The sequence below is a fragment of the Rhizobium sp. WW22 genome (assembly GCF_047041135.1).
GTDB lineage: Bacteria > Pseudomonadota > Alphaproteobacteria > Rhizobiales > Rhizobiaceae > Rhizobium.
In genome coordinates this window covers 3,171,021-3,186,827 of the sequence record NZ_CP178198.1, presented here as the reverse complement: position 1 = coordinate 3,186,827, position 15,807 = coordinate 3,171,021, and the positions used below count along the sequence as shown (strand labels likewise).

Sequence of the window (15,807 nt, the reverse complement as noted above, 5' to 3'; positions counted from 1 at the left end):
CCTCCTTCTTGGTTCCGATGGCTCGCGGAGCAATGTTCATGCCGGCCTCCAGCTCTTGTATTTCTTGGCTTCCGGCCCGACGGGGAAGCGGACTTCCGTGCGGGTTTCCGACGATTCGTAGAATGCCGTAACCAGCTCCAGCGCCTGGCGGGCATCGGCTGTCGTCACCGGCAACGGGCCGCCAGACACCAGCGCTTCGTGGAACAGCCTCATCTGCGTATTGAAACGGTTCGGGATCGGCGACCAGTTGGCGAGCAGCGCATCGATCTTCGCGCCGATCTCGTCATTGGCCGGAACAATCTTCCATGGATCCTGGCCGGGGCTGTAGGGCTCGTGGTTGCTTTCGATCAGGACGTTTTCGAAGGCGAGCCGCAGGCGGCTGATCTGCTCCTGCGAGCCGAGCGTGGCGCTGATGGTGGCGAGTGCGCCGTTTTCCATCAGCAGGCTGGCGCTGGCGCAATCCTCGACCTCGATATCGTTGACCCGGGTGGCGACGCGGCCGAAGAGGCCTGCGATCGGTCCCATCAGATAGGTCAGCATATCGTGCAGATGGATGGAGTGCGTCATCAGAACGCCGCCGAGTTCGGTATCCCACTTGCCGCGCCAGGGGACCGCATAATAGTCGGCGCCGCGCACCCAATGTGTCTCTGACGTCGCTACATAGGGTTTGCCGGCGATGCCTGAAGCGATGATGCGCTTGGCCTTCTGGATGCCGTCGCCATAGCGATATTGGAAGATCGGCATCAGCCGGCCCTTGGCCGTCTTTTCGGCCGCGATAACCGCGTCGACATCGGCGAGCGAGCCGACGAGCGGCTTTTCGCAGACCACATGCTTGCCGGCCGATAGCGCCTGCATAATCAGTTGGAAATGCGAGCCGGGCGGCGTGCAGATGTCGATGATGTCGATATCGGGCATGTTGAGGACTTCGGAGAAATCCCTGAGGCGTCTCGCGATGCCGAATTCATCGCCGACCGCGTTCAGGCGTTCCTCGTTGAGATCGCAGAGAACGGCGACCTCGAAACGATCCGAATGCGGCAGATAACCTTCGACGATGTGGGAGCGGCCGATGCCGAGGCCGATGATCGCGACTTTCTTGATGTCGGACATATCGCAATTACCTTTGAATGTTCTTGAGCGATGTAGCCTCGGCAAGCGCCTGCGCCTTCAGCGCCAGCTCCATGGCCTTGAAGCAATGTTCCTGGCCCATGGCCGTTTCGGTGCGATCTCTTATGTCGGCGACAAGCTGGCGGCCATAGGGCAACTCCACTCCGCTGCAATCGATATGCTGCATGCCCTTGCGGTCGGTCAGGAAGAGGTGATCGGTGCCGGGCCGGCCGGCAACGTCGATATATTTGCGCAGCTCGATCGTGCCTTCTGTGCCCAGAATGAAGAGGCGACCGTCGCCCCAGGTGGAAAGACCGTCCGGCGTGAACCAGTCGACGCGGACATAGCCGGTGACATCAGGCGTCCTCACATGGAAATCGCCATAGTCCTGCAGGCCCGGCGTTTCTGGATTGGCGCGATTGGACACCGTTGCCGACAGCACTTCGGCTTCAAGGGAATCGGCAAAGAACAAGAACTGCTCGCACTGATGCGAGGCGATGTCGGCGATGATGCCGCCATAGCGCTTGCGGTCGAAGAACCAGTCCGGGCGGGTCGGCTTGCGCAGACGGTGCGGACCGAGGCCCGTGGTGTGGATGACCTTGCCGATGGCGCCCGCCTTCACCAGTTCGCCGGCCTTGACTGTCGAGGCCGTCTCGAAATGCTCGGAGTAGAGGATGGAGACGATGCGCTTGGTCTCGGCCTGTACCTTTTTGACGTCTGCCAGCTGATCCAGCGTCACCATGCCGGGCTTGTCGAGCATCACGTCCTTGCCGTGACGCATGGCCTCGATGGCAAGGCCGGCGCGCTCGCTGGAAATCGCGGCGCTGACGATCAGCGCGATGGAGCTATCCTCGAGGATTTCCCTTTTGTCGACAACGCGTCGTGCCTGCGGAAAGCGCTCGGCGAAGGTGGCGGCGAGATCGTCCTCCACCGCATGGAAGGCGACGAGTTCGGCGCCGGCCCGCAGCATGACGTTGACCTGGCCGTAGATGTGATCGTGATTGAGGCCGATGGCGGCGAAGCGCAGCGCGCTCATGCGACATTTCCTTTCGTGGGTTTGTGGGTTCGCGGCCCCAAATCTTGGGTATTCGGGACCACGGGCTTCGTAATCAGCGTTTGAGACCGGCGGTCGCGATGCCGTCGATCAGCAGCCTCTGGAAGAAGAGGAAGATCAGGAAGACCGGGATCAGCGACAGGCTCGACATGGCAAACAGGCTGCTCCAGTCGGAACTTCCGGTGGAGTCGACGAAGGAGCGCAGGCCGAGCTGCACCGTGTAGGTGTTGATATCCGATAGATAAATCAGCGGCCCGAAGAAATCGTCCCAGGTCCAGATGAACGAGAAGATGGCGGCCGTTGCCAGAACGGGAAGCGACAGGGGCAGCATGATGCGCCAGTAGATGCGCCAAGGGCTGCAGCCGTCCATCATCGCGGCCTCATCCAGCTCGCGCGGAATGCCGCGGAAGAACTGCACCATCAGGAAGATGAAGAAGGCGTCGACCGCCAGGAATTTCGGCACGACGAGCGGCAGCATGGTCTTCACCCAGCCGAGCTTCAGGAAGAGGATATATTGCGGGATCAGCGTGACGTGATAGGGCAGCATCAGCGTGCCCAGCATCAGGGCGAACCAGAAATTCTTGCCCCAGAAATTCAGCCGCGCGAAGGCGTAGGCCGCCAGCGAGCAGGAAATGACATTGCCGATGACCGACAGCACGGCGATGACAGCCGAATTCCAGACGAATTTGCCGAAGGTGACCTGGCCGCCGAACCAGCCGCGGGCGTAGGAGCTGAAATCGAAATGTGACGGGATCAGCGATGCTGTGCCGAAGATCTCGTTCTGGTCCTTGATCGAGCCTGAGAGCATCCACAGCAGCGGATAGAGCATCACGATCGACGCGGCGACGAGGGCGACGTGGATGAGGACGGAGAGGAACCACGGGCGCTCGCGCGGCGGCTTCATGTCCTCGGCAAAATGGGTGAGCTTCGCGTCAGTCATCGTAGTGGACCCAATAACGAGCGGAGAGGAAGGAGAAGGTGGTGAAGATCGCGATGATGATCACCAGGATCCAGGCCAGCGCCGAGGCATAGCCCATGCGGAAATAGCCGAAGGCTTCCTGGTAGAGATAGAGCGTATAGAACAGCGTCGAATCGATCGGCCCGCCGGTGCCGGAGGAAATGACGTAGGCCGGCGTGAAGGCCTTGAAGGCGTCGATCGTCTGGACCACGGCGTTGAAGAAGATCACGGGCGTCAAAAGCGGCAGGGTGATCTTGAAGAAGATCCGCGCCTTGGAGGCGCCGTCCAGGCTGGCGGCCTCGTAGAGATCCGTCGGGATCTGGCGCAGTCCTGCGAGGAAGATGATCATCGGCGAACCGAACTGCCAGATGGCCAGGATGATGAGCGTATAGAGCGAATAGTCGGGATTGGAGATCCAGCTCGGCCCGTTGATGCCGAAGGCGTACCAAAGCAGGGTATTGACGATGCCGTCGGCATCGAAGATCTGACGCCAGAGCACCGCAATCGCGACGCTGGAGCCGAGCAGCGACGGCAGGTAGAAGATGGCGCGGTAGACCGGCAGGCCCTTGATGCCGCGGTTGAGCAGCAGCGCCACCAGCAGCGCGAAGGCGAGCTTCAGCGGCACCGAACAGACGACATAGAACAGCGTCACCTTCATCGACGACAGGAACTTGTCGTCGGCCGTTGCGATCCGCACGTAGTTCTCGATGCCGACGAGGTTAGGCGACTGCAGCAGATTGTAGTCGGTGAAGGAGAGATAGAGCGAGGCAATCGCCGGGCCGAGGGTCAGTCCGAAGAAGCCAATGAACCACGGCAAAAGGAAGAGATAGCCGGGTGCGTTGCGCGCGAATGCGCTCGGCGCCTTATAGGCGGTTTCCACGCGCAACGGCGCGCGCGCGCCGACGGCCAAGCCGCCGGCAACGCTCTTGCTGTTTGTACCCACGGTGTCAGCCTCGCGTAATGTTTGCTGCTGCCTGTTCGGTGAACTTCGTGCCAGCGTCCTGTGCGCTGGTTTTGCCGAAGGCCACCTCCTCGGCGATCTTCTTCAGCAGGAATGCATTCTCGCCGGCGCCGTTCGGCGGAGATGGTGGCAGCGCTCCGACATGTGGTGTCAGCCGGCCGATATAATCGACCACCTGTTTACTGACGGGATCCAGATCCGGCGTCAGGAGATCGCGGATCTTTTTTGAAGGCGGAACGCCGCGCTCGACTCCGAGTGCCTTGGTGCCTTCCGGGTCTTCGACTAGGTAGTTGACGAAGGCGACGGCGGCATCCTTGTTCTGGGATGTGGCCGAGACCGACATGAGCATGGAGGGCTTCAGATACTGGCCGGGTTTGCTGTCTGCACTCGCGACCGGATAGGAGACGATATCGAGCTTTTCCTTGTTCAGGCCTTGAATGGCCACGAACTGGTTGGAATGGGCGAAGCTCATCGCTGCCTTTTTGGTGACAAGCATATCGGTTTCGAGTGTCTGCTGATCGAGCGCCTGCACGTCGGCCGGAACGCAGGCGCCGATCTTGCGCATATGGCCCCACAGATCGAACCATTCGGTAGCGTCCTTGGCTTCGAAGGCGAGCTTGCCGTCCGTCGTATAGAGCGCCTTGCCGCGCTGGCGTAGCCAGCATTCTAGCGCCGGCTCCCCGCCGCTCGCGTCGGCCGTGCCATAGAAACCGCGACGCTTCTTGGCGGCGGTTACCTTGGCGCAGGCATCGCCGACCTGTTCCCACGTCATGGCGTCATGTGGCGGTTCGACACCAGCTTCGGCCCAGGCGGCCGTGTTGAGGACGACCATGAAGGAATTCACGCCGAGGCTGACGCCGTAGATCTTGTTGTCGACCTTGCCGGAATCGATGTTGGCGGGGCCGAAATCCTCGATCTTCAGGCTCTTGCCTAGATAAGGCGTCATGTCGAGCAGCGCGCCGCGGCGGGCATATTCGAAGATGTAGCGATAGTCCATCTGGATGAGGTCGGGCGCATTGCCGCCCCCGGTCTGCGTGGCGAGGCGCGTCCAATAGCTGTCCCAGCCGAAGGATTCGCCGGCGACGGTGATATCCGGGTTCTTGGCCTGATAGGCCTTTACCGCTGCAAATGTCCGGTCGCTGCGCTCCTTCGATCCCCACCAAAGAAGGCGCATCGCGGTTGCCGCATTGGCGCGGGAAAGTCCGATACTGCTGAAAGCAAGTGTGGCTGCCATGCCGGCAAGCAACTGCCGGCGGTCGATCGTCAACGTCATCCTGGTCTCCTCCCCAGCGAACCGATGATTTACGAACTGCTTTGCATGATATAACTATTTGGTTACAAGTTGGATAGAAACGCGACCGCTGTCAAGCGCCAATCGTGCGGCAATCAAAACGATGCATGGCAGAACCGGCCGCATCCGTCGCTAATGCTACCGTTCGGAAGGAGATCGTCCATGGCGGTCAGGGCGAGACAAGAGACTGAAAATAAAGCACAAGCGGATGCCTGCAAGACCATGGACAAGCGGTCAACGAAGGCCTCACGCAATCCGCAGCGCACCCAGGAAACGATCCTGGACGCGGCGACGGAAGAATTTGCCGCGCATGGTTTCGGCGGCGCCCGGGTGGATGCGATCGCAGCGCGGGCACAGACCAACAAGCGGATGCTCTATCACTATTTCGGCGATAAGGAGGGGCTCTATCTCGCCGTGCTAGAGGCGAGCTATGCGACGATCCGCAATGCCGAAAAGCAGCTGGATCTGGCGCATCGTCATCCGGAGGAGGGGATGCGGGAGCTGGCCTTGTTCACCTGGCGGCATTTCCTAGCGCATCCTGAGTTTTTGAGCCTGCTTGCCACCGAAAACCTGCATCACGCGCATTATCTGCAGCGCTCCGATAGAATCTCGGCCATGCATTCGCATCTGATCGACGAGCTTTCCGATGTGCTGCGTCGCGGGGAGGCACTCGGCATTTTCCGGCCGGCAGTCGATCCGATATCCGTTTATCTCACGATCGCGGCGCTCGGTTTCTTCTATCTGTCGAACCGCCATACGCTGTCGACGATTTTTGCACGGAAGCTGATGGCGCCGGATGCGCTCAATGCCTGGGGTGAGCATATCGTTGCCGTCACGCTTGCTTCGATCCGGGTGTAATGCCGTGCAGCGCAGCGGTTTCGAGAAATTTTCAAAAGGTAATTGACAAGGCCGGAGGTAACGCGCGATCTTGTAACTATATGGTTACATTGCTTGGAGGACCAAGCATTTGCTTTTCCTGATTCTGGAGGGAATCGGCGTGGAGGAAAATCATGAAGTCTGTCGTGCCGACACGATCTATCTCCTGCCATAGGGCGATGCGATTGGCTGACGGTAAACTGCTTCTGCAATGAACTGAATAGCCCGCACCCCAGCCCTCTCCCGTTGAAACGGGGAGAGGGGGCGACAGAGCAAACCAACTCGCTATATCAATTTCGGGCTGGAAGACTCCCTCTCCCCGCAGGCGGGGAGAGGGTTGGGGTGAGGGGCCACGCATATTGGTGCCCTATGAAAATAGACTTGCCTGACCATAACAGGAGCCGACCAGCATCATGACCGATCCATTGAACATCAGGCTTGTCGAGGCCGAGACATTCGAGCGCCCGGTCAAGTTGCGGCTTCCCTTCCGTTTCGGGGCGGCGACTTTGCGGGAGGCGCGACAGATTTTTCTGCGGGTACGCATCGAGGATGCGCAGAGACGGTCGGCGGAGGGCATGGCAGCCGAGCTGATGGTGCCGAAATGGTTCGACAAATCGCCCGACCTTTCCAATGCCGACAATGAAAACCAGCTGCGCCGGTCGCTGGCTCTGGCGCTCGATTCCCTAAGAGATGCGGGTGCGGGAACAGCTTTTGGCCTGCATGCGGCGGTCGAGCCCTCGCATCACGCCCGCGCGGCGGCTGAGAAGCTGAACGGGCTTGTCGCATCCTTCGGTTTGGCGCTTGCAAACCGGGCTATTCTCGACGCGCTCTGCCGGCTGGAAGGGCTGACGGTCGCGAGAGCAATCAAGGCGAACCGCCCCGGCATCGATGCTTCCACCGCGCGCGATCTCTCGGGCTTCGATCTCTCCGGTTTCCTCTCGACCTTGCAGCCATCCACAAGCCTTGCTGCCCGCCATACTGTCGGCCTGGTCGATGCCATCGTATCAGGCGATATTCCGGCAAGCGAGCGGCTGAACGACGGCCTGCCGGAGAGTTTCGAAGAGGCGATCGACGCCTATGGCCTGACCTTTTTCAAGGTCAAGGTTTCCGGCGCCCCGGATGCTGATATCGACCGCCTTTGCCGCGTCGCTGCCGTCATCGATGCCAAGGTGCCCAATTACTCGGTGACGCTCGACGGCAACGAGCAATTTTCATCCGCCGAGGCGGTCGCCGATCTGCTTGGCCGCGTGAAGGAGGAGCCGAGGCTTGCGCGTTTCGCTTCTTCGATCCTGTTTGTCGAGCAGCCGATCGCCCGCGCCCATGCCTTCGAGAAGCCGGTGAAGGCGCTCGCCGCCTTCAAACCGGTGGAGATTGACGAATCCGATGCCGATATCGATGCCTTCGTTACGGCGAGGGCGCTTGGCTATACCGGCATATCCTCGAAATCCTGCAAGGGTTTCTATCGCTCGCTATTGAACCGCGCCCGCGTCGCCAAATGGAGCGCCGAGGGCGGTATTCCCTATTTCATGTCGGCGGAGGATCTGACGACACAGGGCGGCCTTGCCGTGCAGCAGGATCTGGCGCTCGCTTCCCTCATCGGCATGACGCATATCGAGCGCAACGGTCACCACTATGTCGACGGCATGGCCGGTGCGCCGGAGGCGGAGCAGGCCGCTTTCGCCGAGGCCCATTCCGATCTCTACCGCGTCAGCAATGGCCGCACGCGGCTGCGGATCGAGGCGGGGCAGCTTGCGATCCGCTCCGTTATCGGTGCTATCGGTCTCGGTTCGTCGGTCGCGCCGGACTGGACGGCGATGGAGAGGTCGCTGACAGCGTAGATTCTCTGCATGCCGAAGTAAATGAAGGTCGCCGAGGCCTCATCATCGCTGTTTGCAGAGTCTGGAGGAGCAGATGCAGTCATCGAGGAAACGTTACGTTCTGGTCGGCACGGGAAACCGTGGCGCGACCATGTGGGGCAAGGATCTTGTGGAGCGCTGGAGCAATGAGGTCGAGCTCGTCGCAGTGTGTGATCTCAACGCCATGCGGGCAAAGCGGGCGCTCGACTATATCGGCGCATCGGTGCCCATCTATACCGACTTCGACGAATTGCTGCAGGTGGAAAAGCCGGATCTCGTTATCGTCTGCACCCGCGATTCCACCCATGACGATCTCATCGTCAAGGCGATGGAAGCCGGCGCCGATGTTATCAGCGAGAAGCCGATGACGACGACTGTCGATAAGATCAAGCGCATCCTCAATGCCGAGGCGCGCACCGGCAAACGGCTGGATATCTCCTTCAACTACCGTTTCGCACCCACGGCGGCGAAGATCAAGGAGCTGATCAATTCGGGCGTCATCGGCGATGTCACCTCTGTCGACTTCCATTGGTATCTCGACACCAGCCATGGTGCTGATTACTTCCGCCGCTGGCATGCTTACGTCGAAAATTCCGGCAGCCTCTTCGTTCATAAGGCGACTCATCATTTCGACCTTTTGAACTGGTATCTGGATTCCGATCCGGAAACGGTCGCCGCCTTTGCCGATCTCAAGCATTACGGCCGCAAGGGTCCGTTCCGCGGTGAGCGCTGTCGAAGCTGTCGGTACAAGGACGAGTGCGACTATTATCTCGACATCAGCGAGACGCCGCTGCTCGAAAGCCTCTATGAGGATCCGTCGACCGTCGATGGCTATGTGCGCGATGCCTGCGTCTTCCGCGAGGATATCGACATCCCCGATACGATGGTTGCCTCCATCCGCTATCGCAACGGCATCAACGTCTCTTATTCCCTGAATACCTATATGCCGATCGAAGGGCATCACATTGCCTTCAACGGTCACAAGGGGCGTATCGAGCTCCGGCAATATGAGAAGCAGAACTGGACGACACCGCCGGCGGACGAGATCGTCGTCATGAAGAATTTCGGCGATGTCGAGCGGATATGGGTGCCGCATTCATCCGGGGGCACTATGGCGGCGACGACCGGCTGCGTAACATGCTCCTACGCTCCGGTCCGAACGACGAGCTCAAGCAGCGCGCTGGCTCGCGGGCAGGAGCGATGTCGGTCCTCTGTGGCATTGCCGCGCTGCAGAGCAGTCGCACAGGCCAGCAGGTATCGGTTGCCGATATCTGGGGCGAGGATGGCGGTCTCAATCTGCTGGAGCCGCGGCCTTAGGGTTGCGGCTTACAGTTGATGGAAACCACGCTGCGATCAGCTGCAGCTAGGGAGCTGCTGCGCGTAAAGTCTCGTCATGCCGTTGAAGCGCCTGGCTCCGGCGAGGGCTGTCGAATTGCCGCGCCACGATCCCTGCAGGTAGCCCTTGGGACCTGAGTAATAAGCGAGGTAGAGATCGTAGGAATTGTTCAGGGCGATGCCGGTCTGCAGATGCGTCTGGTAGTGATACCAGCCGACAAAGTCGATTGCGTCGGCGAAATTGGTGCGGCTCGCCGTCCAGTTGCCGGTTTCGCGCTTGTATTTATCCCAGGTGCCGTCGAGCGCTTGCGAGTAGCCGTAGGCCGTCGTCGGGCGCTTCCAGGGAATGAAGCCGAGCAAATAGCGCCGCGGCGGACGGGCGCGAGGCCGGAAGCCGGATTCGGTATAGATCGTCGCCATCAGGATCGGCACCGGCACGCCATATTTGCGTTCCGTGCGTTCGGCAGCTCGCTGCCAGTTGTTGAACCAGCCATCGCGCTGGTCGAAGATCGCGCAGATGTTGCGGGTGCGCGACGGTGCGGTGGCACAGCCTGCCAGCACGCTAAGCAGCATTACGGCCAGAATGGAAAGGACGCGGGTACGCATTACTAGAACCTCTTCATTGCTGCGCCGTGCGTCTTTCAGTGGCACGAGATACGCAGCAACAACCTGCCGGCGCATGATCCTTTCCAAAAGTTCGAGACCGAGCTTTTGGCGGACCCATGCTTATGAGATTGCTAGCGCGGAATGATTAAAAACGGGTTGTTTGCCTGTGTCGAAATGGGGCGATTTCAGGGTGTTTTCATGATTTTGCTGCGCCGTGTCAGGCCATGCGCACCATATCCTCGCGGCGGATTTCATAGAGCAGCGGCTTGCCCTCGATAAAGCGGATGGCTTCGTCCACCGCCATCTCACCGAGGCGGGTCCGTTCCAGCCCGACGGCACCGGCAATATGCGGCGTCAGGAAGACGTTCGGCAGTTCATAAAACGCCGACGTCGCCTCCGGAATTTCCGGATCGGTGACGTCGATAATTGCGTCGATCCGCCCGGTTTTCAGCACAACGATCAGGGCGGCTTCGTCGACCAGCGCGCCGCGTGCCGTATTGATGAACGTCGCCCCCTTCTTCATCAGCGACAATCGTCGGGCGTCGATCATATGGCGTGTGGCGGGCAGCGAGGGTGCATGCAGCGAGACGATGTCGGCCGATGCCATCAGCGCGTCCAGCTCGGCCTTTTCGACGCCGAGACGTGCCGCTTCGGCCGTATCGACCATCGGGTCATAGAGCAGGATACGGTAGTCGAAGGGAGCAAGCAGCTCGATCACCCGCCGGCCGATCCGCGAGGCGCCTATAATGCCGATGGTGCGGCCGTAGTTGCCGATGGCCTCGGCATGCATTGGTATCGTTCGATTGCGGTTGCGATCGGCAGTATAGAGATCACGAAACTGAAAGACTTTCTTGCCGGCAAAGATGATGGCGGCCAGCGTGAATTCGGCGACCGGCAGGGCATTGGCCTGGGCGGCGTGGCTGACCAGGATACCGCGATCGAAGAGGCTGTCGCCGAGCAGGCCCTTCACCGTGCCGGCGGCGTGGACCACCAGCTTCAGATGCGGCGCCTGCGCCAGTACCGCAGCATCGATCGTCGGTGAGCCCCAGCCGGTGATGAGGATTTCGGCTTCCGCGAGCAGCTTGGCCGCGCGCTCGTCATCGAAGCGCTGCATCGGGGCTGCATCGAGCACGCGGCCGATGGTATCGAGACGCCGGATGAGTGCTTCCGGCAGAACATGCTGCGTGCGCGACGGCTGCATGGCAAAGGCGATGGCCGGGTGGCTGGAGAGGGATTGCGTCATGGCAGGCGACCCGGTGCCTTGATGGCGCTGACCGTGATCCCCTTGTCTTTGACGAAGGCGCGCAAGGCGTCGATATCGGGCTTCGCTGGCGGCTTCGCCCAGGCATGATCGACGGCAGCGGGGTTCTTCTCCGCAAGCACGGCAGAGACGAGAATGGTCTCGCCCGCGGGGATCGTGCCCCGCAGCTGCGGCACCAGGGTCTTTGCGACGATGAGGTTGGTGTTCGGCGGCGCCTTCTGTGCGATGCCTTCGCGTGGGATCGTCGAGCCGAGGTCGAGAATGCCGCTGAAATCCTCTTCACCTATGGCATAGGCGGCACCGATCACGGAGGCGAGCGTGTCGGCCTCAAAATCCCGCCGTGCGATGGCAAAGCCGCCTTCGGCCGTCTGCAGCGGCCGTGGCGTGGTGATCCTGTGCAGGCGGATGTGCCAGGGCGAGGCCGGCATCAGCCAGGTCTCCACCGTCACATCCGGATAGGGAGACCATTTGGCATAGAGCGTATCGCCGGCAAGTTTCGCCTCTTCATTTGTTTCGCGCACGCGGTAGTGCAGACCGTCATCGCTGAAGGCGAGCATGCTGTCGAAGGCGCCGCCGGCAAAGATGCGCTCGTCGCTTTCGACGCTGAAGCCGTAGCGCGCGGAATAGGCAAATTTCGAGTATTTCTCGGCGCCGAAGCGCATCTGCTGGTTTTCCTGGCCGGAGGAGAGTGCCACGACATCATCCCTACTGCACAGCAAGACCATGCCGGGATGCTTTTGCGGGATGATAGCCGGCTCATTCTCCGGCGGCTTTTCTTCGGCGGTCCAGAATGGATGCGTTTCAGGCAGCGCCAGTGGCAGGAAGGCCTTGAAGGCCCAATAGGGCGAGCCGGCGGAGTTATAGTTCTCCGACATCAGCAGATTGGGATAGGCAAAGCCGATCGGCAGGGTGCCGTCGCGATGGGCGATCGGCTTGTCGGCCCACCAGCGCAGGTGCCGGAGGCACAGGCCCTTGATTTCACCCCATGGCAGCGCCTCGACATCGGCAAAGGCGAGTGCTGACCAGAAGCCGGCGCAGGCGAAGCGATAGGTCAGGCTGCGGCCGAAGGGGATGGTGGCGCCATCGGGCGCGAACCAATGGCGGAAATCCCTGGCGAAGAGCGCTGCACGCTCGCGGTAGCGCTCGGCGCGATCATCATCCACCAGCTTGGAATAGATCAGCCCGTAAAAATGCATGGCGAAGGGAATGTAGTGATCGATACGGCGGACATTGCCGTCGCGATACCAGCCGTCAGCGATATAAAAGCCGTCCAGCTCGTTCAGATAGGTTTCGGTCAGGCTGCGATCGAAGGCGGCGCCGAGCCGGTCGAGTGCGATATCCACGAAGATGCGGAAGAATTTCCAGTTGTTGTCGGCATAATCGAAGGTGCGGGCGTGCTTGAGATAGCTGATCAGATTGTCACGCGCGCGCTGATCGAGCGGCTCCCAGATCTTTTCGGGTACGAGCGCAAGCGCGAAGCCGAGAGCGGCCAACTCGACCATGCGCTGGTCGCGGCCGTTGACCGTGCCCCAATATTCCGGATGTTGCGGATCGACGCCACTGGCGAGGCCCTCAGCATAGCGTTCCCAATGGCGGAAATCGCCGCCGCCGGCCCCGAGCGGCGCGAGGCCCCAGAGCGGGCGGGCGAAACCCTCGAGATCGGCGGCGGCGCGGTCGAAATGGGCGCCTGCGCCATCGATGCGGACGCGGGCATTGCCCTCGGAAAAGTAGGGTAGCAGCGGATCGAACAGATCGGCGAGCGCGCGGCGCATGTCCGGGAGGGTCTTCAGCGGGTTGCCGGCAAGCGGATTGGAGCTGGCGGGGTCATAGATCATCGGTTCGGCTTTCTCGATCGTTTCCGCGGTGGATTGAATTTCAGGTTTCGGGTGGCAACGTGCCGCCGGCGATCGGCTGGACGCCGTGGCAGATGTGGCGGGCCGGCGCATCGCGGTCGCGGAAGCGTGCGATCATCAGGCCGATCGCTTCGCGACCGAGAGCTGCGCGGTCGACGCGCATGGTTGCCAGCCGAGGATTGGTCATCAGGGCGCAGGGAAGGTCGTCGAAGCCGACGATAGCGAAATCCTCTGGCACCCGCAGGCCTGCTTCAATGACGGCGTCGAGCACGCCGACAGCGATGAAATCGTTCATGCAGAAGGCGGCGGTATAGCCTTTGTCTGCCGCAAGGATCTCGGCGGTCTTGTCGTGGGCTTCCTGGCTGGAGCTACCCCTGAAATTCATCGGCACGATGCGGCCTTCAGCGCCTTCCACCGAAGCGATCGCCGCCTCGAAGCCGCGGATGCGCTCGCGGATCGTCTGCCGATGCGAGCCGGTCAGGTGCAGAATGCGGCGGTGGCCGGCGTCAAGCAGACGTCGGGTCGCGTTATAAGCACCGAAGAAATTCGAGGGTGAAACGCCGTCGAAGCGCAGCTTCGGATCGGTGCCGTTGACGAGCACGGTCGGCGTGCCGCTTGCTGCAAGCCAGCGACATAGGTCTTCCGATGGGTCGATGCCGACGAGAAAGAGGCCCTCGGCGCCGGCGGTCTGCAGATATTCCCTCACCAGTTCCGGTTCCGTCCTTGCCTCGCGGATGAGGCGGATATCGAAGCGCATGCCGCGCTCGGCAGCGCCTGCGCGAAGGCCCTCCAGAATGCCTTCATAGAAGACGCTCAAACCGCCGGTGACGCTGTCACTGGCGATCAATGCCAGGCCGCCGGCTGCCGTCTCGGCTGCGGTCTTCAGCGGATAGCCGAGATCACTCGCCACCTTGAAGATGTGCTGGCGGATCGTCTCGCTGATGCCGGGTTCATTGGTGAGGACCCGCGACACCGTCGAGACGGAGACGCCGGCGGCAGCGGCGATGTCGGCCTGCCTGATGCGTTTGGAGCGATTATCGTTCATGTCGCAAACGCTATGCAAAATTATGCAAATTTGCAATAGAAAGATTTTTTATTGCACGGTGCAATGAAGTTGCATATCGTCACGCTACTTGTCCGCTGAAGGCGTCGGGGAGATCGCCGCGGATGGCAACGCAAGAGAAGGAGGAATCTCATGCGCATGAATCGTCGTTCTTTCATGATCGGAGCCACTGGGACCGCGGCCGGCATTGCCTTCGGGGGAGGCGCAATGCCCGCCTTTGCCGATGCGACGCAGCTCCGGGCGATGTGGTGGGGCTCGCCCGATCGCGGCAAGCGTACCGTCGCGGTTGCCGAACTGTTTCACAGCAAGAATCCTGATTTGTCCGTCATCGGCGAGAGCATCAGCGGCGACGGCTACTGGGCCAAGCTCGCCACGGGAATGGCCAGCCAGAACATTGCCGATGTCTTCCAGCTCGAGCCGAGCACGATCTCGGATTATTCGAAACGCGGCGCCTGCATGCCGCTCGACCAGTTTGTGCCCTCGACGCTGAATATCGACAGCTTCGGCAAGGACGTGTTGAAGCTGACCACGGTCGACAACAAGCTTTATGGCGTTGGTCTCGGACTGAATTCTTTCGCAATGTTCTATGACGAGGACATGTTCAAGAAGACCGGCCTGACGCCGCCCGGTCCGACGACGACATGGGCCGAATATGCCGATCTCGCGGTGGAAATGACCAAGGCTGCCGGTAAGCGTGGATATTGGGGTGGGCCGTATGGAGCGCGCTACAATTACGTGCTCGATGTCTGGCTGCGCCAGCGCGGCAAAAGCCTCTTCACCGAAGAGGGTGGACTCGGCTTCGGCGTCGACGACGCCAAGGAATGGTACAACTACTGGGAAGAGCTGCGCAAACGCGGCGGCACGGTCTCAGCCGATGTGCAGACGCTCGACCAGAACGTCATCGAAAGCAACTGCCTGGCGCTCGGCAAATCTGCGATCGGCATGGCCTATTCCAATCAGCTCGTCGGTTACCAACTTGTCGTCAAGAGCAAGCTCGCCGTCACCATGCTGCCGCGCGAGAAGAAGGATGGCCCGTCCGGCCATTATTATCGTCCGGCGCTGATCTGGAGCGTCGGTGCCACCAGCAAGAATGGCGAAGCGGCGGCAAAATTCATCAATTTCTTCGTCAATGATCTCGATGCCGGCAAGATCCTCGGTGTCGAGCGCGGCGTGCCGATGTCGCCTGCCGTTCGGGCCGCCATCCTGCCAACGCTCAATCCGGTGGAACAGCAGACGGTGCACTATATCGAGCTGTTGAAGGATCAGGTGGGCACCTATCCCGTGCCGGCGCCGCTCGGCTCCCAGGAATTCGACGTGAACGTCGCCCGCCCCGTCGCCGACCAACTCGCCTTCGGCAAGATCACGGTCGCCGAGGCGGCGAAGCGGCTGGTGGAGGAAGGTGCCACGAAATTGAAGCGGAAGGGTTGATTGGTGGCTGGCTATGGGGGGACGGTCAGGCCGGTTCAATCTGTCAGGGTCAGCCCGGTCCGTACCGTCCGCGGCCCCTCACCCTAACCCTCTCCCCGCTAGCGGGGAGAGGGGACGACAGAGCAAGCAATTGGCCTTTCCGCTGAATTGAAGCAGCGTTC

The 15,807-nt window shown here is 60.9% G+C and carries 12 protein-coding genes and 1 pseudogene; 4 read left to right on the top strand and 9 right to left on the bottom strand.

Features of this window, described 5'->3' with window-relative positions; genetic code table 11:
* Positions 1–36: 36 nt before the first annotated feature.
* The 5 genes from ACK83U_RS15610 to ACK83U_RS15590 all read right to left on the bottom strand — a co-directional run bounded on the left by ACK83U_RS15610 (position 37) and on the right by ACK83U_RS15590 (position 5,350).
* Entirely contained in the window at positions 37–1,107 is a 1,071-nt protein-coding gene (locus tag ACK83U_RS15610) for a Gfo/Idh/MocA family protein (protein ID WP_112606724.1), read from the bottom strand.
* Between the two features lie 7 nt (positions 1,108–1,114).
* Complete coding sequence (locus ACK83U_RS15605; protein WP_112606722.1) at positions 1,115–2,140, bottom strand: Gfo/Idh/MocA family protein; 1,026 nt, start codon at positions 2,138–2,140, stop codon at positions 1,115–1,117.
* A gap of 73 nt (positions 2,141–2,213) precedes the next feature.
* Positions 2,214–3,098 (bottom strand): carbohydrate ABC transporter permease, encoded by an 885-nt coding sequence (locus ACK83U_RS15600; protein WP_112606720.1) that lies wholly within the window; start codon positions 3,096–3,098, stop codon positions 2,214–2,216.
* A complete protein-coding gene (locus ACK83U_RS15595; RefSeq protein WP_412474859.1) occupies positions 3,091–4,026 on the bottom strand; it encodes a carbohydrate ABC transporter permease in 936 nt (311 codons plus the stop codon). The genes ACK83U_RS15600 and ACK83U_RS15595 overlap by 8 nt, the downstream gene beginning before the upstream one ends.
* A gap of 37 nt (positions 4,027–4,063) precedes the next feature.
* Complete coding sequence (locus ACK83U_RS15590) at positions 4,064–5,350, bottom strand: ABC transporter substrate-binding protein (RefSeq protein WP_112606716.1); 1,287 nt, start codon at positions 5,348–5,350, stop codon at positions 4,064–4,066.
* Positions 5,351–5,530: 180 nt separating this feature from the next.
* Here ACK83U_RS15590 and ACK83U_RS15585 point away from each other — a divergent pair, with 180 nt between their 5' ends.
* The 3 genes and pseudogenes from ACK83U_RS15585 (at position 5,531) to ACK83U_RS15575 (ending at position 9,417) form a co-directional block, all read left to right on the top strand.
* A complete protein-coding gene (locus ACK83U_RS15585; protein WP_112606714.1) occupies positions 5,531–6,226 on the top strand; it encodes a TetR/AcrR family transcriptional regulator in 696 nt (231 codons plus the stop codon).
* Positions 6,227–6,657: 431 nt separating this feature from the next.
* Entirely contained in the window at positions 6,658–8,082 is a 1,425-nt protein-coding gene (locus ACK83U_RS15580) for a mandelate racemase (protein WP_112606712.1), read from the top strand.
* Positions 8,083–8,155: 73 nt separating this feature from the next.
* Positions 8,156–9,417, top strand: a pseudogene (locus ACK83U_RS15575) (Gfo/Idh/MocA family protein).
* Between the two features lie 36 nt (positions 9,418–9,453).
* On the opposite strand, the gene ACK83U_RS15570 reads toward ACK83U_RS15575, so the two are convergent.
* The 4 genes from ACK83U_RS15570 to ACK83U_RS15555 form a co-directional block, all read right to left on the bottom strand.
* Positions 9,454–10,041, bottom strand: a complete 588-nt coding sequence (locus ACK83U_RS15570) for a transglycosylase SLT domain-containing protein (RefSeq protein ID WP_112400785.1) — start codon at positions 10,039–10,041, stop codon at positions 9,454–9,456.
* Positions 10,042–10,258: 217 nt separating this feature from the next.
* The gene (locus ACK83U_RS15565) at positions 10,259–11,284 is read right to left on the bottom strand and encodes a hydroxyacid dehydrogenase (RefSeq protein WP_112606709.1); all 1,026 of its coding nucleotides are present in this window, start codon (positions 11,282–11,284) and stop codon (positions 10,259–10,261) included.
* Positions 11,281–13,137 (bottom strand): DUF2264 domain-containing protein, encoded by a 1,857-nt coding sequence (locus ACK83U_RS15560; RefSeq protein ID WP_112606707.1) that lies wholly within the window; start codon positions 13,135–13,137, stop codon positions 11,281–11,283. Before ACK83U_RS15560 ends, ACK83U_RS15565 begins: the two co-directional genes overlap by 4 nt.
* A 40-nt stretch (positions 13,138–13,177) precedes the next feature.
* Positions 13,178–14,200, bottom strand: a complete 1,023-nt coding sequence (locus tag ACK83U_RS15555; RefSeq protein ID WP_112606704.1) for a LacI family DNA-binding transcriptional regulator — start codon at positions 14,198–14,200, stop codon at positions 13,178–13,180.
* A 150-nt stretch (positions 14,201–14,350) separates the two neighbouring features.
* On the opposite strand from ACK83U_RS15555, the gene ACK83U_RS15550 reads away from it, so the two are divergent.
* Positions 14,351–15,646: an ABC transporter substrate-binding protein gene (locus tag ACK83U_RS15550; protein ID WP_112606702.1), complete on the top strand. Its 1,296-nt coding sequence runs from the start codon at positions 14,351–14,353 to the stop codon at positions 15,644–15,646.
* Positions 15,647–15,807: the final 161 nt, after the last annotated feature.